The following is a 19614-nucleotide window of genomic DNA, read 5'->3' as shown; positions in this document are numbered from 1 at the left end:
TCGTTACTCCTTTGTGGTATTCTGGGATGCTACCTCTGCCTGGCCTGTAGGGGGCGCAATGGGAGGCAGAATGGCCTGCGGTAAGGCGACTCCCTCAGGCAATGGAGGGAGTGAGGGCAGTGGGTGGCGAATAGGGACCAGGCGATCCAACAGGCGTGTTGCCTGGATCTCAAAAAGGTGTTCAATCATCTCTTTTGCCTGCTCAGGTTGTCTGACGATGTGATGAATGGCTTTGGCAATTTCTGTCGTCATACTGTTGAGTGTCATGAGGTTCCTCATCTCCATCGCGCACCAGCTATCCGCAAAGGCATGCTCGTCTTGCTGATAGGTCCAGGCATGATGTTTGGCCTCCATCACTTTGCGGAGGATCACCAGGGCTGTTACCTGCTCAAACCACTGAATCTGCGCGGGCGTGCTGAGCCAACGGTATCGTTGCGTATATTTGGTAAGCAGCCAGGTGCGATAGAGCTTGACCAGCGGTTCGGCGCTCTGCGTTAGCGAGAGGATGTTGATTGCGTGTTGAAGGGAGGCCAGAAACTTGTTCCAGGTGCGCTCATCAAAGAGATCTTTGCCGTGCATGAGATGCGGTCTTCCTCGTGGATCGACCAGTTCCAGGTCCGCCGCGAGGTGATGCAGGTTCAAGCACTGCGTAAAGTTGGCACCGCGTACTGCCGAGAGCGCCTGGCGTTCGGCATGTTGTTCAAGAAGTAGTGCTTCTGCATGTTCCTGATCGAGAGGTGTGTGAGGTGTATGGGGGGCATGAAACAGATGCATAGATGTCTTTCCTTTCTACTCTTGTTTCTCTGGGATTGCCTGGGATGGAACAGGCTGAGAGATGGCCTGGTGTTCGGGTAGCGTAACGGACGCTTCCTGGGGAGGGCCTTCATCACGCTCTGTTGAGGCCTGTGTTACCGATGCCTTGGGGCGGCGAATACGGACCCGTTTCTCGCTCGATGGCTGTGCTTGTTCGTCTTGAACAATGAGCGTTTGTGCCTCTTGTGTTTTTGGGGGGTCCTCTTTTGCCTCCAGCCGGGAGAGCGTGGAGAGGGAGGTGGTGGCAGGTGAGGAGGAGAATGCCATACGTTGGTTGTCTGCTTCTTGAACAGGGGAGACAGACTCCAGGTGTGGGAATAGAAAAGCTGTCGGTTCATGGACACTCTCTTTCTTGCGTGGACGCGTTCCATGGCGCGCATTGAGCACATCAAGCAGGGCATCGACCTCATCGACTGGGCGACCGTATCGCAACGTGCATTGCTCGCGCAGGTGCTCTGCCACCTGCATATTTCCAGATGGCGGCAGATCAAGCATGAGGGAAAAGAACGGAAGTCGTTGCCCGTTGAGCGACCAGCGCGCGTAGCAGGTGTAGTCGGGGAGGTTGGTCACATCTTCGGGACTCAGGAGATGCCCCAGTTCATGCCGGAGCAAGTAGGCATCTTCTCCGGCGAGCGTAAAGACAAAGAGATGGTCTGCATTAGCAAACACCGTTGGCCGCAAGGCCCGGTCCACCACATCGAGTTGGGCCAGGGATTGGGTGGCCAGGACCAGGAAGGTGCCCGCTTTGCGCAGTTCACTCAGGATGGAGCCGTAATTGACCGGGTAGTTCTTGAACTCGTCGACCAGGAGTAAAAAGACGTTGCGCTCTGACGGTGGCAGAGAGAGTTGCCGGGAGAGCGCTGCGGAAAAGAGCCCCAGGATGGATGCGCCGATGAGGGAAGAGACATCCTGGCCGACATGTCCACTTGCCGTATTGACGAGGAGAATCTGGCTCTGCTCCACAACGCGACGAAAATCAATGGTGGACGTGGGTTGCCCAAGCAGGCGCCGTGAGATCGGCGCACTGGCATAGGCCGAGATTTTGGTGAGCACGGGCGTGGTGATCTCATCCTGCATTCTGGCATCAAGGCGTTCGTAGTACTGGTGCCACCAGTCAAGCACATGCATATCTTCCACCAGGTCGAGCACTCGCGCCCGGAAACTCTGTTTGTTGAGTAAGACGGTGAGATCAAGCAGGGTGTATTGTTGCTCCGGACCCTGGTGGGGGTCCGTATGTACGAGTGTCCGGTTGGCCTCTAAGAGCGTCTTCAACGAAAAGCGCATGACATTTTCCACGCGCGGTCCCCAGGCCGTGCTCCAGATGCCTTTGAAGGTCGTCAAAAGATGACTGACAATGAGGTCTGCCTCTTCCAGGGACGCGACCTGTGTGGCATCAAGGGGGTTAATCCCGGGAGGTAATCCCTGCTGATGCAGATCAAGAAGGATGACTTCCTCTTCTCGTTCTGGTGGCAGCAACCCGAGAAGATCCCCAATTAAATCACCGTGCGGCTCGATCACGCAGAGGCCAGGGTGTGGCTGGAGGCAGGTAGAGAGATGTGCCAGCGCCAGGTGATGAAAGAGGGTGCTCTTGCCTTTTCCGGTACGCCCAATCACGAATTTATGCTTGAGGAGTTCCGAGGGAGGAAAGCGCACCGGCACCCTTCGCCCAGCATGGGTAGAGGTGCCAAGCTGCCACCCGTTCCCGGTCGTGAGCACATGGGGAGCGAGGAGCGAGCGTTCTTGCCGTTGTTCCACATTCGTCCCTTCACTCAAGTGGTCTCCAGGTGGTAGATGCCAGAGGGTTGCCACTTCTTCCCCGGTGAGAAAGAGCGAACCCTGTGTGAGACCCCGCCACCAGGTGCTTTCCTGGGTCAGGCGCTGCGCATAATGTGTGGAGAGCCTGTGGGAGGTAAAGTAGGCCGTTGAGGTGTGGCAGTGCTTGTAGGCGGCAAAGAGGGTGGCATGCATCTGTTGGTGGCGTCGTTGCTGTGTTCGCTTGCGCTGCAACGCTTGCCAGATGGACGCGAGCCGTGCTCTGATGGTGAGGTGCGCCTGTTTTGTCTGTACGAGCGGTTGCATCTGGTCCGTCTCTTCGATGAGGTAGACACGCAGACGCGCCCGGTAGGCACTCTTGCCAATCTTCTCGGCCACCCGTTTCATGTCGTAGTAGCGCGTCCCCCCAAACACATGCTCTCCCAGCCAACGTATCCCTCTGATGGTTCCTGCGATGAGTGTGACTGCCACCACCAGCCCTACCCCAAGGATGGCTTGCTGAGAAGAGGAGAGATGCGGGAGGGAGCCATGCAAGAGACTGCGCACATCCTCTTGAAACCACGAGGGGACGAGATGATGCGCCTGACCATAATTCCAAAGCATCAGGAGTCCTACCACGCTGCCCAGGAGCACGAGTTGTTCCCAGCCTGGTGCGCCCCGGCGCAGGCGTGATTGTGCCTCTCGACGTTGCTCTCGCTCTTCTTCAAGTGGGTGCTCGACGGAAAGGCGTTGATACTTGCGCGCCCAGGTCGGCGGCAGCGGAGCGAGTGCCAGTTGGGTGACTGCGCGTATCCCGGCGGGAAGATGCTCAAGCGTGGTGAGCACCCCGAGTAACGGATCGATCCCTTGTTCATGGGGCGATCCTGAGGACCAGGATCGCAGTGTCTCGTACGCTTTGCCTCCGGCTTGTAGCTCCATCGCACTTACCAGTTCATGTTCTTGTACGTGTAATGGGTCTTCTTCAGGGGGAACATGGTGCACGATGGCCTGGGGATAGCGTACCTGGATCTGCCGCGTGGCGGCACGTAAAGCGTCTTCAGATGGGGCACGCAGGAAAAACTGCACACTTCGTGTCTGGTGCATATCTGTTGACGTGCTTGCGATTTCCAGAGCGAGTGCGCTCCCTTGCAGCACCAGTGACTGCATGGTGCCCTCCAGCGCATTGCGTTCAATAGGCGTCATCCCACGAGCAGGGACGATGCGTGCGAGAGAGGGTGTGTTTGTTGCTTGTGAAAACGGCCAGATGGATATCATTTTTTGCCTCCTTTCTCATGGGTCTGCTGGCGTTGAACTGCCAGTTCTTGCGGGTCAGTGGTGATCAGAGCATGTTCTTCAGGTGAGGCATTCATTTCAACCAGCATGCGTTTGGAGCCAACGGAGAGCAAGGCCCGGTTTTGCTGTATGGAGAGCAGCAACTGCTCTTCTTCCTGTGTCAAGCCAAAGGCCTCACGCGCGGCCTGAGCGCCAACACTATCCAGCCGTTTTAAGACTTTGATGAGTGCGTTTTGCGCGATGATGTTGCCGTAGGGGTTGAGAATGAATTGTTCCGGGTTCTGGGTGATGGTGACCAGACTCAGGTAGTGCTTGCGTGCCTCACGTGCTAATCGTTCCAGAAAGCGCCCGCCTTCCTCATGGGCGATGAGCGACCAGGCCTCATCAATGTAGCAACGTCTGGGACGTGGATGAAAGAGGGCCTGCGACCAGATCAGTTCCGCGATCAAAAACATGCCTATGGGACGCAGTTCTCGACTGCCACGTAACTCGCTCACATCGAAGCTGATGAGCGAGGTCTCAAGGGTGACACTGGTCTGGCGGTTAAAGAGGCCAGAGAGGCTGCCATGGACGTAGCGCTCCAGTCGATCAGCGAGGCCATAGTCATCCTGACCGACGACCCCACTTTTGAGCACATCGTAGAGGTCGCGCAAGAAGGGCGCCTGTCGGTCATGGGTGCGTGGGTCGGTCGTGATGCCAACCCGCCGGTAGCACTCGTAGAAGGCCCGATCCAGGAAGGCCTTCTCCCGCGCAGAGAGCGTGGTGGGATAGGGAATGTACTCAGCAAGCAGTAGGTCCAGGAAAGCGTGCAACTGCGTCATCTTTTCCGCGAGGCGGTCCCCTCGCCGTTGCGTGGTGACATACCAGTCCATGTCCACGCCCCGGGGGAGCACATCAAAGGGATTGATGGCGTGCTCTGAGCCTGGTGAGAGGCGAAGGACCGTTCCCCCAAACACGTCGACCAGGCGCTCGTATTCGCGTGATGGGTCAAGAATGAGCACCTGGGTATCGGGGTGGCGGAAGCGTTGATGTAGCAGCCACAGCTTGACGGCATAGGATTTTCCACTTCCGGTGACTCCTCCCCAGAACTCATGCGGACTTTCCAGCGCCCAGGGATTGAGCAGGACAGGTTCACCACTGGTGGTCACGCCCACAAAGGTGCCGTCCTGCATGGCGAAGGACTCACTCATGAAAGGGAAGGTGCAGGCGGCGACCGTACTGGTTGTGGTGAAGGTACGCCCCAGCGTATCCGTACAGAGGGGTTGGCAGGCGCGGAAGGCCTCGGCATGTTCCAGGGTGGTTGGATGGGCCACAAAGAGATGCTGGTGCAGGATCTGGCGCAGGCGGTCAGTGCGCTCGTTGAGGATGGTGAGGTCGGGCGCGCGAACCAGGAGGTAGAAGCCCATCTCCAGCATGCTCTCTTCCCCAGCAGCCAGTGGCCCAATGAGTGCCGTCACATCGGCTTCAGCGACCTGGAGCGTCGGGTCCTGCTGTCGGCCTCGATGCAGGTTCATCCGCTGGGTGGAGGCGTACTGCTCTTTGCGGAAGAGCAGCCGTTTGACGAACTCAGCACTGCTTTGCGGCGAGAAATGAAAACACAGGTCAAAGATCTCATCACAGGCAAGCAGCGGCGAGAGACACCCCTCCACAATCTCGCGTGGAAACCCAACGACGGCGAGTCCACGTACGTATTCCTCACCAACCTGTACGTAGCGTGGAGTGACGTGAATGCTTTCCGGGGCCAGCAGGTCTTTGAGGGCCATCAGGTCAGCAGGGGCCAGCAAACGGTCGCGGGCCGAGGGTAAGAGCAGGGCCTCCTCTATCTGCACACTGTACGGGTCGAACGAGGTCTCTTCCTCCTGGGACGAGGGAGAAAGCACATCAAGGGCTGGACGCGCGAATGGTTTATCCGAGAGCGCGAAGATGCTCTCAGGCAGGGGAAAGCGCAGAGCTTGCTCTCCCTGGAGTGCACCATGCGTCAGATCGGCCAGTTCTTTGCCTGCCAGGCGGTGGCCCAGGAGCCCCATCGCGGCCAGTTGATGTTGTATGGCCTGAACGCGGGTAGCAAGGATCTGTTGGGCCTCGTCCAGGCGCTTCTCTCGCGCACGCGTTCTGGCTCGACGACTGAACAGGCGCCTGAGGGAGCTGTTCCAGGTGCTCTGTGTGTTTTCTTGATCAGCGGTGAGCAGAAGGTAAAAGCGACGATCGATGAGCGTGCGCTGGGCTCCAAGGAGACGTATGGCGCGTTCATGCGAGGTGGCAATATCGAAGGCTTTTCCTTGCCAGAGGGCCTCGTGAGTATGGAGTTGTTCCACATAAGAGGAGAGATCCATACGCTTCGAACGAATGAGCATCTGGATGGGAAAACGCAGCGAACGCAGCAGGGCGCGAAAGGCCAGCATCATCGTCGAGCGCTCCTCTTGAGATTTGAGCGTGTAGTTGGTCGCCCGAATTTCAAGAACTGCCAGATAGTCACGTTCTTGCGGTCCCTCTGTCAGAGGCGCACGATTGACCAGCACATCCTGGACAATGTGATCGAGAAAGACAAACTGGCGCTGTACGCTCCCATGTTTTCGGCTCCGTCGATGCTTGCGATGAGCACGAGATGGACGCCGTGGGCGTGCACGCTCTGAACGAATCTTTTCCACTTGCGAACGCTCCTGTCGCACTGTGAGGAGCGCTGGTTCGTTGGCAATCTGCTCATCCTTCACGGTCATGACCACCCCTCCTGTTCATGCTCACTCTGGCTGTGTTCCTCCTGTCGTGAGTGGGCTCTTTTTCGTATGTGAAGGCGACGTTGCTCAGCTGCGTCCCATTTGGCGCTCCGCCACACGTAGGTCACCGGGGCCAGACGTGCACGTATCCAAACTACGACCCAGAGTTCAAGCGAGCGATCTGCAATCTGGAGAAAGGTGAAGGCGAGCGTCACCAGAATGAGTGGAAGCACGACCAGCAAGGCGAGGCCTCGACTCCAGAGGAGCCCTCCTCCCCAGGCCATAGTCCAGGTCAGGACCTGGAGAAAGAAAGCATAGGTCACACTTGCACCGGTGATCAGAACCAGGAGCTGACGAGCTGTCAGCCCAAAGAGCAGCTTATCAGGCTCATTGATATGCGTGGGCACGGTATAGGTCTGCCGTCTTGTGGATGTATCTGTCGGGTGGGTCATAGCAAAACATTCCTTTCGTTGCTGGAAGATGGATGTGGCTGGACGTCTCTCACGCATTCCATCAGGGGGCGGCGTTATTGATAATGGACGAGATGGCCGTTGCGAGCAACACGAGGGCCAGCCCTCCCAGGGCGCGGTAGAGCGCGGCCTTCGCGTGATCCTGAGATCGCTCATGAGGAAACATGAGGCCGATCGCACCCCACGCAAAGAAGAAGAGGGCAACCGCATAGGCCACGGGTTTGATGCCGTTGTCATAGAGATTTTTGAAAAACTGGGTGATGGTGGTGGCATCTCCACCTCCCCCGGCGACTACGATTGCGAGTGGAAAAAGCGGATTGGGAATGGGAGCGTCTGCCAGCCAGCCCACAAGGTGAAGCGCGGGCAGTCCTCTTAGGACCCGCAGCACGGCGGCAGCCAGTATTGGGTGCCAGTAAATCATGGGTATCATCGTCATTCTCCTTTTCGTTCTTTGTTAGGAAAGGGTGAGGGGATGGAGATAGCCCACCACCTCAAAGGCATTCCAGTACCCGTTGTGGGTATTGACGGATCCATCAGAATTGAGAGGAAGGGTTTGAATCGGGAACTCGCCATTGGCCTGGGCAAAGGTAATGGCGCGGTGGTGAGGGTCAATACCAAGGACAATACTCACATGCCCGTAGGCTCCTCCATTCCAGGCCATGATATCGCCGGGTTGGGGCGTATTCCCTTGGACAGGCAGACGTTGCCAGCCAGGCTCACTGGCGAAGTGGTCCCAATACTGGTTGGCATTCTGGCCCTGGACGGGAAGTGGCTGGACATAGGCATAGGCGGCGATGACGAACACCACGCACTGAAAGGTATCTGGTTGCCAGGAAGCACATCCAGGGCAGTGAGTGTTCGCCCACGCGATGATCTCAGGCGGGAAGCCCGCGTCATAGTAGTGATCAGCGCCACTGCCCTGGCAATCGGTGGCAAGGCGAGCAGGCGTGCAATGGAGGTGGGCTGCCATCTTGAGTGCCCACTGCACTACTTCGCCACGTTTGCCCGAGCCCGAGGTATTGATGGTCTGAAGCCCGGAATACGCTGACTGAGGTACTCCCTGGGCCTGTGCATCCATCGCCACGGTCATGCTTGTGCCAAACATCCCAAGCACGATAAGGATCATGCCACCAAGAAGAAGGAACTTGAGCATCCTTTCTCACCTACCTTTCTTCCCTGCGCTTAGAGGGCTGCGATGGCTCGAATGGCCATCGACTCGACCTGGGTCGTGACTTGCGATTGGGCGGAGTCGGCTTGCTGTTGCGCCTGCAAGATCGGGCGCAGGGCATAGTTCTGGATCATGGAGGGCAGGCGTGGGACCAGGTAGAACATGGCCCCACTCAGAAGAAGCGCCACCATCTGCTGGATGATGGTGTCGAGCCCCGCGACGGGGCCTGTGCTGATCTGGATGCTGGTGCTATAACTCACCAGGAGCCCTCCCATGCTCAGCGCGGTGACCTGAATGAACTGGATCATGACGGTGGAGACAAAGGCGGAGAGCCAGATCTGGCCCCAGCGCTGCGTTTGTGGGAGGGCCAGGCAGAGCAGACCCAGTGGGGAGAGGGCAGTGAGCAGGGCGACCACGGCAAGACGGACCAGCATCTGCCAGGCGAGCCAGAGCATGTGCCAGAAGAGAAAGACCACAAACCAGACGCGCAAGAGGAAGCCAAGCGCGACCTGGTCGGGTGTTTGCCCCACAAAGTTGATCATCAGGGAGAGGGTGTCTTTGAGAAAAGAGTGCAGAAATAACTCGTCGACACCCAGGCAAAGGGCATTGTTGAAATCGATGATGAGTCGACAGATGTACAGGCTGATGTGGGCAGCAAGAAAGGCCACGCAGAGCCGTGGGAGGGCTTCGTGCAAGGAGGGCATGGGCACGCCGATACTTCTTCCAATGAGCACGTTATAGGCCAGAAAACCAATCAGGACCACCACAGCGGTATCCAGAAAGCCCAGCTCCCAGCTCACCATCTGCTGAATTTGACTGTTGTCATAGGTGGCGAGCGCCGGAGTCTGGGACAGAAAATTGAAGGGGTTCTGCAGAAAGAGCTCGATGATGGGGCGCACGACATTCCAGATTTGCTCGGTCAGGTTGGCCAGAAACTCATTGCTGTAGCAGGTAACATCTCCAATGCCACAGGCAAAGGTTTGTTGCTGAGAGGAAGGGCTGAAAGGCATGCGTGCGTATTCGCTTCCACCTGCCTGGGTGACGGGAGGAGCAGAAAGCGAGATCCCCTGAACGGCGGGAGATGCGCCATAGGGAGCAGGTGGATGTGTAGTGAGCAGCATCCCTACCATCACGAGTAGAACAATACCTCCCCAGCGTGTGAGCATGACGTACGGTCTTCTTGTCATGAGTGAAAGCAATGTGTGAGTAAACAGGTGAGACATCGAGTGGCTCCTTCTTCGTTGTTGATCTATCTGTGTCAGGGGTAAGTGTACTCAAAGAGGGTGGTGAATGGGAAGAGGAAAACCACCCAATAGTGGGCGAAGTCATTCCCAGTTTTGGGCGAAGTCGGATATATCAGGGTGTTCGCTCTATTTTTCCCGTTAGTGCAAACTCAAGAGAGATGATCGGGGATACTGGCTTGCATGAGGATTGATATATATTGTAAGTATCCTTTGCGATAAAAACTGACCTTGGAGAGAGGTATGACAAGCCATATGCCCCTCTCCAAGAGAAATGTATATGATGCTGTTGATCGATGAGCTTTCTGTGCCTGCTCTCAATGTGCTCATCCATAATGAGTTGAGGCATGCCTTTAGTGCTTAAGAGGTTTGGTTAGATTTCCTGTTCTAGCCAGATTTGACGGAGAATCTGATCAACTGTTTCATCAGGTGTTTGCTCGGATGTATCAATCCAGTGACCGACGCCCTCCATCGTCGTCCTGAGAACCTGATCGAGATAGAGAGCCCACGCTTCGCCAAGGGGACGCTTGGCACGGCTCTTGTCGCGAATCTGCGCAACCACCTCGACGCGCGGAGCCAGGACAATCAAGGAGTAAGTGGTTCCTTGTAAATGCGTCTGCACCTCAGGCCAATCTTCACCGGTGATAATATCATCGAGCACCACGGTGAAGCCTGCCTCCAAGAACGATTTTCCAAGGAGACACATGTGTTTGAGGCGCAGCCGATACTGTCGCGCTTCTTCTCCCGTGAGCGGGCCTGGTTCTTGTGCTCCCTGGCTTCCTGAGACAATCATGTGCTGCAAAATATCGGCTTCGACATGCACGCCTCGTACAAAGCGCTGGGCAAGTAAGTTTGAGACAGTCGATTTTCCGGCAGCTTGGATGCCAGTCACGACGATGATCCTCTTCTGTGTGGGGATCAGAGAGCGAGTCGTCCCGCTGACGACCTCTCTCTGGGAGCGCTCTGGTTGATGGTGGTGCTGGTTTGTTGGTTCCATGTTTCTCTCTTTCATTATTACTCACTTCAGAGCTTCTAGCAGAGAAACAAATACAATCAGAATTCTCCTCTGTCAGGAAGAAAGCGTTCATATGGTTCGCCAGGAAGGATAAGCCTCTTTCTTGGAACTCCTCCCCAGCGTTTCCCTGGAAAATTATTATTGCTCCATGCTAAACGAAGATTTTTCGAATGAAGCTCTATTCCCTCCAGTCGAAAAATGGCGAGATCATCATGGCTGAATCTCTTGTAGTAGTTGCAGTCGTAAGAAATACCTATCAGCACGATCGGTGGTTCATTGTGTACATCCATCACGACTCCACCAGCATCGAGGAGCGCTTGCCGAGCAGCATCCGAAAGAGAGCCAACGGTCATCCAGTGAATTTTTCTCACCTCATCAATTTCGGAGCTTTCTTTTGAGCGGGGAAGCAAAGAATCTCCATCAACCTCAGTAGTGATTTCACCATGTGCGACAATAATTCTTCCGTGCTCCCCTTGTTCTCCTTCATAGGAAACCTCGCCGGAAAGCTCATATCCCCAGGGATGCAGAAAGTGCTCCTGGAGGAAATGAAGCCATTTGATATACCAATAAAATTTCTCCCCTTCTGCTTGTATTCCTCTTCCATCATGGGTTGGTGCCCACTGGCAAAAGTTAGAAGGGGTACAAGCTTCTTCAGTTTGTATCCCTAGTGTGGAGAGCGTATTCATTCTATCGGAGTGGTAAGAGTAAGCTAACAAGAGATCATCTCCGATGTCATCTGGATCGATGAGACCGGTGAAATACATCCCATTCTTACCAATGGGTAACCCTACAGCTTCACGAAGTGGATCTGGGTAACCCTTCAGTTTTTCTTCGTCAAGCTCAAGATGTAGGATCTCAGAAAATCGTCGTAGATATGCTTTGTGTTCAGGCCTTAAAAATCTGTTAAGCGAAAAGTGTCCCTGTAACTCGGTATGGTAACCCATTTGGTGCAACCTTTCGTTCGTTATTTCTTAGGCTTTCATTCTCACGCAGGACCCATATTCTGGTCAAAAAACAGTAGGGAATGTAGGCTCTCCTTTGGTTTGCTTTTCATCGGGTAAAAGTGCTTACCATCGATACTGTCGTGTTTACAATGATCATTGATACGTCACATAGCTTACAACTCAGGCTATAGGGAGTGCCATAGATCACGCCCGTTACAAAGCAATAGAAAGAGGCTCTAGCCCAATGCACTGTCTATTTGCCCTTCAGCGGTGCATGTGTGTGGGAATGAATAGGGACATACTGCAGAAATTCTGCCTTTATATGGGTGAAACAACGATGTGATTTGGATGTGTTGTATCGTGCCTCATGGCGATGCCTCTTCAAGAATGGTTTTCGACCAGCATGGCTGGCGGAACCGATATCCCACTCCTGCAATGGTCTCAAGATAGGTGGGATGTCTCGGATCATCTTCCAGTTTGTGACGCAGGGTATGCAGATAGACACGAATATAATCGACTTCCTCGTGATACTCTGTGCCCCAGACGGCGTGTAACAACGATTGATGAGAAAGTACCTTCCCCCCTTCGCGCATAAGTGTGAACAACAGCGTACACTCTATAGGCGTCAAACGCAGCATCTGCCCACGTACGACGGCACATCGCTCTTTGCACAGTAAGCGAATCTGCTGATCCTCACTTTCAAGCACAGAACACGAGCCAGCCTGTCTTGAGACATTACACGAGGATGCCAGAGACGCTCGATAACGCCTGGCATGCCCGTGTAAGCGGGCATGCAGTTCCTGTTTGCCACAGGAAAAGAAGACATAATCGTCGGCGCCAGCATCAAGCATGCTGACAATATGCGCTTCCTCCTCTTGCTCGGAACAGATCATCAGTGGTGTGTGAGGTGTGATCTGACGAATCTGTTGGACCTCACGTGAGCATGTACAGCAGGCAAGCCAGACATCGTATTGCATCAGCCGCACCGTCATGGCGGAGGCACTACTTCCCAGATGCACCAGATGCGTGACCTTGAACTGGCCTCCTCGCAGTCGTGCCCGAAGTATGCGCGCTTCATCCCGAGTCCCGAGGAGGAGGATGTGAGGAGGGTGCAACGGCACGCTCCCTCTGGTGTATGCTGCGTTCATAGCTTCTTGTTTCTCTCCTTTGTTCAATGAGGCAGTCTATCGGGATTGAGATGAGAAAACGTCTGTATACATGATGTGAAGACCATAGGGCGGTACGCTCAGAATGCTCTCAACTGCCAGGTCATCAGGTTGCGCTTCTGGAGGATCTGGATGAAGCGCTCGACCTCATCGAGCGGCAACCGCAACACGCTCGCAAGGTCCTGGGGAGTACGCTGCCCATTACTGAGCAAAAAGACGTGGCGTACGCGCAGTGGCAGCGCAGCCAGAGGCGCTTGCTCAACAGGAACGGCCTGAAGAGGAACATGGACAGGCGCTTCCGTGTTGCTGCTCGTGGCGGTGATCGCCGAGACGGGCGCTGTTTCTGCCTCATGGTCGTGCTGGTGTGCGTGAATATGCCAGGGAAGAGCGCCGACTCCGTTCAGAACCTGCCAGGCTTTACCCTGTTGCAGGAGCACTCGCTCACTTGTCTGGAGAGAAAGCTGGCAGCGTGTGATCCTTCCCTGTTCAAAGGACAGCTCAGCGACCATGTTCTGTCCTTCTGAAAGGTTGGCAACAGGCGCTGAAGGCGGAACGATGGCAGAGAGTGAGAGACTTGCTTGCGTTGTGTGCATCTGCTCATATAAGGCAACGAGAGGCAGGTGAAAGACGTGTGCTGTCTGTGTTGGATAGATGTGCTGCATATATATGATCTCCTTGTGATATGACTTGTTCTTTGTGTTGATCAGTCTTCTCTGTTGTTGGCTTCTTCGCTTGACTCTTGTTCGCGCTGCAAGGCTTCTTCCTGCATAGCAAGAAGAGAGCATGGCTGCAAGCGTGTGTGCGAGGATAGTTGTCCTGCATGCATGCTTGCGATCGGTCGCAGGACGCGTCCCAATGGCTTGTAGCCCTGGATAGTGTAGAGGTGCCAATACCCACGAAAGGTCGGCTCAAGCAGTTCCAATTGCATCTCGTGATAGGCTTGCTGGTAGTCCTCAAGAGAAAGAGGCGCATCGTGGTGCGTGCAGATCGGCGCCACAAGCTGAAAAAAGTCATCGGCCTGGTCGCGGAGGGTGCCATGAAAGGGCATCCCGGCAGAAAAGTCGAGCAGGCTCTCCTGCTGTTCAACAGCGACAAAGCCTGTCTTTGCAAGCCTTGTAGGGAGGTGTTCAGGCTGAAAGGCGCGTACGGTCCGTGCTCCTGGGATAGACGGACGTGACGCGTTGCGTCGCATTTCCAGGGAGTGTCTGTAGGCGGCGCATAGGGAGCCTGCGGCAGCGCTGGTACTTTCTCCTCGTCCACATTCAAGCAGGTGGAGGACCCCTCCTGGTCGAAGGAGCCGAAAGCACTCTTCAAGAAGAAGCGGCCAGAGATGCTCAGGAAGGCTCGCATGGAGGAAAGTGCCACAGATGAGATCTAGACTCCCCGCCGGGAAGGGAAGAGGCTGGGAGAGCGGGCACACCTGGATATGGATGTTGCGGCATCTCTGGACGGCGGCAAAGAAAGTGGCTTGCCTGGCATAGAGCTCCTGTGACGTGATGCCAATGATCTCTGTATGTGGCTGCAAGGACGCAACCTGTCGTAGCCACTCACCATGAGGGTCAATGCTGAGTTCCAGGACCCGCGCCAGAGGGATACTTTCGTGTTGTTCGGGAAGTGGTGTGTGAAAATGCTGCAAGAGCATGCGAGCCTGCTGTGTGTGCCTCCGCCATTCAAGAGGATGCACTGGCGATACCAACACCTCTTCGTCAACCACCAAGGGGTCGGAGGGAGTATAGAAGGGGTAGAGTGTGCCCTCTGGTGCCAGAGGGGATGGATAGCCCATGTCCTCATGGAACAGCGGGACGAGGAGGCGGGATACCTTGGAGGGAGTTAGGGACTCGTTCCTGTCCAGGTAGTGTAGGACTTGTCCCGACTGCTTACGTAAGAGTGGTGCTGTCATTGCGCTCCTCCTGCTGGTTTGTAGGCATGCATACGGGAGAGGGTCCAGAACCCCTTGAAGGTGGGGGCACTCATCTCTGCTCGCATCTGTTCAAAGAGGTCTTCAAACCGCGCCGGGGTGAGGTCGGTGGTCTGATAAAAGAGCGGGGCAAGCTGGTAAAAGAAGGATTCGGCATTGGTGCGCATACTGGCTTGATAGAGGGTGCCCGCTGAGAAGTCGAGGATGATCCGTTGTTCTTCCATGGCACAGTAACCAACGTCGTGCAGGAGCTCGAAGAGGGACGTGTGTTGCAACAGTATATTGGCAAGGCCTGAGCCCTCCTGGCTTTCTTTGTGCTGAGAGAGGAGGGTCTGGGTCCGTACGGCAAGGGCCTGCTCATAGTAGTGGGTCAGCGTTTCACAGGCCGGGCTATTGGAGAAGGCAGCGATACATTCCGTGAGGCGAAGCAGTCCTCCAGGTCGTAGTACACGAAAGCACTCCCGGAGCAGCCGGGGCCAGCCCGCGTCTGTGAGAAAGGTGCGTAAGAAGCGACCATTGATGAGCGTGAAGAAGTTGGCAGGGCAACATAACTCCCTGGCAAAGTCCATCTGGAGAAATTGGAGACGGGTCTGGGCTTGCATCTGACAAAAGGTCTGGGCTTGCCGGACGTAGGGGGCAAGGGCCGAGACCCCAAAGACCAGACAGAAGGGATCGTCAAAGGCCACATCACAGGCCCAGGTCCCTCCTGGCCCACACCCCAGATCCAGGATGAGGTGCGGTGCGGTGGACGTCGTGAAGGTCAACTCTTCCAGTTCGGGCAAGGGTTCTTTGATGACTGAGGTGAGCATGTGATATTGCGCAATGACGCGTGCTTGCTCAGCGGAGGCCAGTGGATCAAGCAGCAGGGAGCCATGCGTGCTGCTTTCGGCATAAATACGATGGGAGGCGTGAAACATCTTTCCCTTCTTCTTTCTACTCTCAACCTGACAAAATGACAAGCGTATCTCTCTCTTTGCATCAATCTCATTGGCGCTGCGTATAGTCATGCTCTGCCCACGTTCCCTCGTGGGTGCCTGAGAGGGGCGCTGATCCATGCTTCCTGTGCAGTGGTTGCCCTTCTTCTGGTGCTCCACTAGGCTGACTGTGCTGTGTGAGAGGCGCACCATAGTAGTGTGCTTTGTGGGTTTGCAGGTGGGTGATAAGGCGGTGTTTGCCGTCGGTGGCGTGCTCCCAGTGGTGGGCAAACCAGGTGGTGAGGTGCTCCAGGAGCAAGAGAGTAGGGAGCCTGGCGGCAAGCAGACGCTGTTCCTGAGTGCATTCTAGCAAGAGAGTACGTTCCTCTCGCTCTAAGAGCCCTCGGAGATGCTTAAGTGCGATGTCCTCGTGGGTGAGATGGGCGTGATGTATGATGTTGAGTTCGGCGTTAGTGAGGAGCCCTGCTCGGGTCAGATCGGATGAGCCGACGATGGCAGTCTGTGGTGCGATGCGTACGCTATCGCGGTCGGCGTAGAAGAGAAAGCAGCGGGCATGAAAGGGGGTGTGCTCAACAAAGCGAACCTCCACGTGATCCTGCTGCAAGAAGGCAATCAGGGCTTCGATCTGCACGAGTGGTCCCTCCTGGGAGGCTTGGGGATGCTCGGCGCCTGATGGATGGGGAGTGAGTGTAACGTGTGTGTCGTCTAGCGGCTCATCCTCAGTGGTGGCGAGGGCTGTGGGAGGGAGCAGGAGGCGAAGGTTTCCGAGCTGTTGGAGCCCGTCACGCACAAGTGCCCACCCTTGCAGGGTGAGACGTGTCGTACAGAGATCAAGGGCTCGACCAGCGTGGTGAGCCAGGAGGTGATGTAGGGTCTCGTTGAGCGTGGTTTGCTGGTTGTCAAGTAGCAAAGGGCGCGCTATGTTGGGCGGTTGGATGGTGTTCATGGTGAGAGGTGATCATCCTTTCTGTATCGATGGTTGTCACTTTGGTCAAAATGGGTATGGGAGCGTTTCTGTGCCCACCAGTTCATCGGAGCAAATACCTGGTACACGTACAGGCCCAATCTGAAAGCCATTTGGGCATGGGGTGAAGGTGTGATGGGGAAGATGGGGATGCTGGGCAAGCCAGGCTTGAGCACGAAACTTTGCCTCCAGTTCGTCACGGGCATAGACGAAATGGTACATGTCTGAGCTTCTTTCTTCCCGTTGTTCCTCTGCGGAGGTGACCCGAAGGAGCCAGAGGGTCAAATATTCTTCCCAGAGCATGATGTCGACGTTCTCCATGGTCAGGGTGAGGTTTGTGTGGGTAGAGAGCGCCTGAAGGATGTTTTCTGCATTCTGACGATGAATGGGGCGCTTAAGTAGCGCCTGATAGACAGCGCTGGTTTCTACTCTTGCGGTTCGTGCCAGATCAGGTACGTCGAAAGGGAAGAGGGTTCGTATTTGCTCTAACGTTGGTTTTTTCTTTCTTTCATGCATTGTTTTACCTGCTACTTTTTCGTGGACTATATAGTCCCGAAGAGGCTTTATTAGCTGTTGCTTTTGTCGATAGGTAAAGTATAGCACATTTTATCATGTTTTTAAACATGATAATAAAATTTCATTTTAATAAACATGATAAGAAAATACACTGGTCGCATGAAAGATGTGTTTCCGCTTCCTGATCTCCCTGGTTATGTTGATATAAAAGAAGCTGCCCGTATTCTAGGCGTGGCTGAAAGTAGCATCTATCGCTATGTTCAGTCAGGGCGTCTCTCTGCTTTCCAAGCTGGCAGGAATATTATGATTGAAGCAAAGTCGCTTGAACAATTTAAGCCCACAATCACTGGTCGCCCTCGCAAGCGAAACGCACTTTGGCATACCTCTCCAGATGCAAATGCTTTCCTCGTTACATACATACGAGTTAATGTAAAAGAGAACAAGCAGGAGTTATTGAAGCAAATACTGAGTACGTTTAGACAGGATGAACGCTTTCTCTTTCCTGGTACAGTTGTTCGTTACATTAGTCTTGATGAAACCTCTCCTCTATCGGTAACCATTCAATTTGTATGGAAGCAGACTGATATGCCTACTCAAGAGATACAAGAACAGGAATTGGCAGGCTTTAAAGTAGAACTTGGAGAGGTGTTGGATTGGAATACTGCTCAGTATATTAATGGCACTGTATTAATTCATACCTAGAGACAGTGTGTAAAGGCTTGGGGAATGGTTTCTCATGAAACATCGAACAGCCTTTAGAGCTTATTAACCCTTACTTTTCTATGCTTAATTGCTTCATAGTAATAAAGAGTTCGTCAAAAATTGAGATCCCCATCGGAGTAGGAAAAGTATCTTTTTGGTAGATGAAAGCCAAAATTCCATGTATATTTCCTTCATAGGCGTGAGAAGTAAAACACGTGAATGTATGAAGGAAAATGTGAAACATGGAAGACATCCATTCAATCCTCATTAATGTCCTTTCTAATATTGTTTGGTTGCCAATCGGAGCCCTTCTCGCCTACATCGGCTTTTTCTTCAGTGTTCGTCTTCCCCACAGAGCACTTTGGCAGGTCAAAGATCCCGCAAATCTGGTTGTTTGTGCCTCTAGTTCCACCACGACGAATACTGGCGTGTACAATCGCCCTGCAACAGGGATTGGACAGGTGCGGGCATTGGCCCTTGCTCTTCGGTCACTCCATCACGCCTATCACAAGCATCTCGACATTCGAAATATTTTGCTTTCGACGGATCACCTGCAAGAACGTATTGAGAACGATCTCCTTATTCTTGGGAGCTCCAAAACCAACGCTGTGACGGCACGCTTCCTGGAATTGTTGGAGGATGAACAACCGGCCAAAGTCATTGATAGCCTCATCATCTGGCGTATTCATAAGGCAGGAGGGCAGTGGGTTGATCAAGGAGCTGTTGAATATGAGGGAAGTGCTATGAAGCGCCAGGTTGTGAATGACTACGGCCTCATTATACGAGCATATAACCCTTTTACCTTACGAAAACGAACTGCGATCCTCTTTTCAGGCTCGCATACGTATGGTACGGTAGCAGCAGCAAAATTTTTTACGGAGAATATGCAAGGTCTGTTGCGTAAACTCACAAAAGATGGGCGAAAAAATTTTGTGATACTCGTGAGTACGCAAGTTGTTGAAGGATATCCCACTCGCATGAAAGTTGAGAGAAGTTACGCATGGTAGAGAACAATGCTTTAAGTCAAGCATCATCTGATGCTACTTCGTTTCAATACACTGTGGAAGAGCAGTTTCTCGCAGCAAAAACAGGCGTTGAGGTGGATTGTGAGGATGCCATTTATGTTGGCCCTCATTTTATCGCGGTGATTGATGGGGCGACCTCGAAAACATCAAGAAGGTGGGATGGTCAAACAGGGGGCCGTATTGGTGCGACGGTGTTACGAGATGCATTTGGAACGCTTCCACCTGATGCCACTGCACGCCAGGCTGTTGATCAATTGACGATGGCACTCCAGCAGTTATATGAACAGCATAAGGTCGTCGATATTATGCAATCTGATCCAGTGCAGCGTGCGGTCGCTTCATTCATCGCGGTAAGCTTCTTTCGGAAAGAGGTATGGCTTGTTGGTGATTGCCAGTGCTTGCTCAATCAGGAACATATTGTGAATACAAAGGAAGTGGACCGCATTACATCCCTGGCTCGTTCGATGTTTTTAGAGGCTGAGATTGCTCAGGGGAAATCTCTTGACCAGTTACGTCAGGAGGATACGGGTCGCGCATTTATTTTTCCCTTGCTGGAGCGGCAAATGATCTTCCAGAACAATCCTTCAGCCGGTCAATACTGGTTCCCCGTACTTGATGGTTTTCATGTCCCCGATGAGGGTATCCGGGTTCTTCCTTTGCCTGAAGATATTACAACTATCGTTCTGGCTTCAGATGGATATCCAGTATTGAAAGAGACACTGGTATCTTCTGAGCAAGCATTGCAAGAACTGTTGGTTGAAGATCCTCTCCTCTTTCGCAAATGCCTCTCCACAAAGGGTATGGTATCCGGAAACAGTTCGTATGATGACAGAGCCTATGTAAAAATCCATATGGTCAAAAATCGTTGAAGAGGCGTTATTCTATAAAAGGAACTCTAAGTAATATAAAATGAAAGGATTACATGGGAGCATGGACGCTTCTTTTGTATCCAGGCAAGATCAGTCTATTCTTGCCCTC

General features: G+C 53.9%; 18 protein-coding genes. 3 read left to right on the top strand and 15 right to left on the bottom strand.

Going from position 1 to position 19614, the window contains the following annotated elements; all coding sequences use genetic code 11:
• Positions 1–3 precede the first annotated feature (3 nt).
• From JMJ16_RS21220 to JMJ16_RS21150, 15 genes are all read right to left on the bottom strand, one after another.
• Positions 4–774, bottom strand: a complete 771-nt coding sequence (locus JMJ16_RS21220) for a hypothetical protein (protein ID WP_201384771.1) — start codon at positions 772–774, stop codon at positions 4–6.
• A gap of 15 nt (positions 775–789) precedes the next feature.
• The gene (locus tag JMJ16_RS21215) at positions 790–3840 is read right to left on the bottom strand and encodes a type IV secretory system conjugative DNA transfer family protein (protein WP_236601648.1); all 3051 of its coding nucleotides are present in this window, start codon (positions 3838–3840) and stop codon (positions 790–792) included.
• On the bottom strand, positions 3837–6575 hold the full coding sequence (locus JMJ16_RS21210; protein WP_201384769.1) for a VirB4 family type IV secretion system protein: 2739 nt from the start codon (positions 6573–6575) through the stop codon (positions 3837–3839). The genes JMJ16_RS21215 and JMJ16_RS21210 overlap by 4 nt, the downstream gene beginning before the upstream one ends.
• A complete protein-coding gene (locus JMJ16_RS21205; RefSeq protein WP_201384767.1) occupies positions 6572–7024 on the bottom strand; it encodes a PrgI family protein in 453 nt (150 codons plus the stop codon). Before JMJ16_RS21205 ends, JMJ16_RS21210 begins: the two co-directional genes overlap by 4 nt.
• 61 nt (positions 7025–7085) lie before the next feature.
• Complete coding sequence (locus tag JMJ16_RS21200; RefSeq protein WP_201384765.1) at positions 7086–7472, bottom strand: hypothetical protein; 387 nt, start codon at positions 7470–7472, stop codon at positions 7086–7088.
• A 24-nt stretch (positions 7473–7496) separates the two neighbouring features.
• Positions 7497–8195, bottom strand: coding sequence for a CHAP domain-containing protein (locus JMJ16_RS21195; RefSeq protein ID WP_201384763.1), 699 nt, complete (start codon positions 8193–8195; stop codon positions 7497–7499).
• Positions 8196–8224: 29 nt separating this feature from the next.
• Positions 8225–9433, bottom strand: coding sequence for a type IV secretion system protein (locus JMJ16_RS21190; protein ID WP_236601647.1), 1209 nt, complete (start codon positions 9431–9433; stop codon positions 8225–8227).
• Positions 9434–9824: 391 nt separating this feature from the next.
• Entirely contained in the window at positions 9825–10448 is a 624-nt protein-coding gene (locus tag JMJ16_RS21185; protein WP_201384761.1) for a hypothetical protein, read from the bottom strand.
• Positions 10449–10504: 56 nt separating this feature from the next.
• Complete coding sequence (locus JMJ16_RS21180; RefSeq protein ID WP_201384759.1) at positions 10505–11410, bottom strand: hypothetical protein; 906 nt, start codon at positions 11408–11410, stop codon at positions 10505–10507.
• Positions 11411–11775: 365 nt separating this feature from the next.
• On the bottom strand, positions 11776–12558 hold the full coding sequence (locus tag JMJ16_RS21175; RefSeq protein WP_201384757.1) for a response regulator transcription factor: 783 nt from the start codon (positions 12556–12558) through the stop codon (positions 11776–11778).
• A gap of 98 nt (positions 12559–12656) precedes the next feature.
• Positions 12657–13238: a hypothetical protein gene (locus JMJ16_RS21170; RefSeq protein WP_201384755.1), complete on the bottom strand. Its 582-nt coding sequence runs from the start codon at positions 13236–13238 to the stop codon at positions 12657–12659.
• Between the two features lie 41 nt (positions 13239–13279).
• Complete coding sequence (locus tag JMJ16_RS21165) at positions 13280–14476, bottom strand: class I SAM-dependent methyltransferase (protein WP_201384753.1); 1197 nt, start codon at positions 14474–14476, stop codon at positions 13280–13282.
• A complete protein-coding gene (locus tag JMJ16_RS21160) occupies positions 14473–15411 on the bottom strand; it encodes a class I SAM-dependent methyltransferase (RefSeq protein ID WP_201384751.1) in 939 nt (312 codons plus the stop codon). The genes JMJ16_RS21165 and JMJ16_RS21160 overlap by 4 nt, the downstream gene beginning before the upstream one ends.
• Positions 15412–15478: 67 nt before the next feature.
• Complete coding sequence (locus JMJ16_RS21155; protein ID WP_201384749.1) at positions 15479–16375, bottom strand: phospholipase D-like domain-containing protein; 897 nt, start codon at positions 16373–16375, stop codon at positions 15479–15481.
• Positions 16376–16420: 45 nt separating this feature from the next.
• Entirely contained in the window at positions 16421–16909 is a 489-nt protein-coding gene (locus JMJ16_RS21150) for a hypothetical protein (protein WP_201384746.1), read from the bottom strand.
• Between the two features lie 159 nt (positions 16910–17068).
• On the opposite strand from JMJ16_RS21150, the gene JMJ16_RS21145 reads away from it, so the two are divergent.
• From JMJ16_RS21145 to JMJ16_RS21135, 3 genes are all read left to right on the top strand, one after another.
• Positions 17069–17611 (top strand): helix-turn-helix domain-containing protein, encoded by a 543-nt coding sequence (locus tag JMJ16_RS21145; protein ID WP_201384744.1) that lies wholly within the window; start codon positions 17069–17071, stop codon positions 17609–17611.
• Positions 17612–17853: 242 nt separating this feature from the next.
• On the top strand, positions 17854–18618 hold the full coding sequence (locus JMJ16_RS21140; protein ID WP_201384120.1) for a hypothetical protein: 765 nt from the start codon (positions 17854–17856) through the stop codon (positions 18616–18618).
• Positions 18612–19505: a hypothetical protein gene (locus JMJ16_RS21135; protein WP_201384742.1), complete on the top strand. Its 894-nt coding sequence runs from the start codon at positions 18612–18614 to the stop codon at positions 19503–19505. Before JMJ16_RS21140 ends, JMJ16_RS21135 begins: the two co-directional genes overlap by 7 nt.
• Positions 19506–19614: the final 109 nt, after the last annotated feature.

It is taken from the genome of Ktedonobacter sp. SOSP1-52 (genome assembly GCF_016587395.1).
The sequence above is the reverse complement of the archived record's forward strand: the minus strand, read 5'-3'. Positions and strand labels throughout refer to the sequence as shown.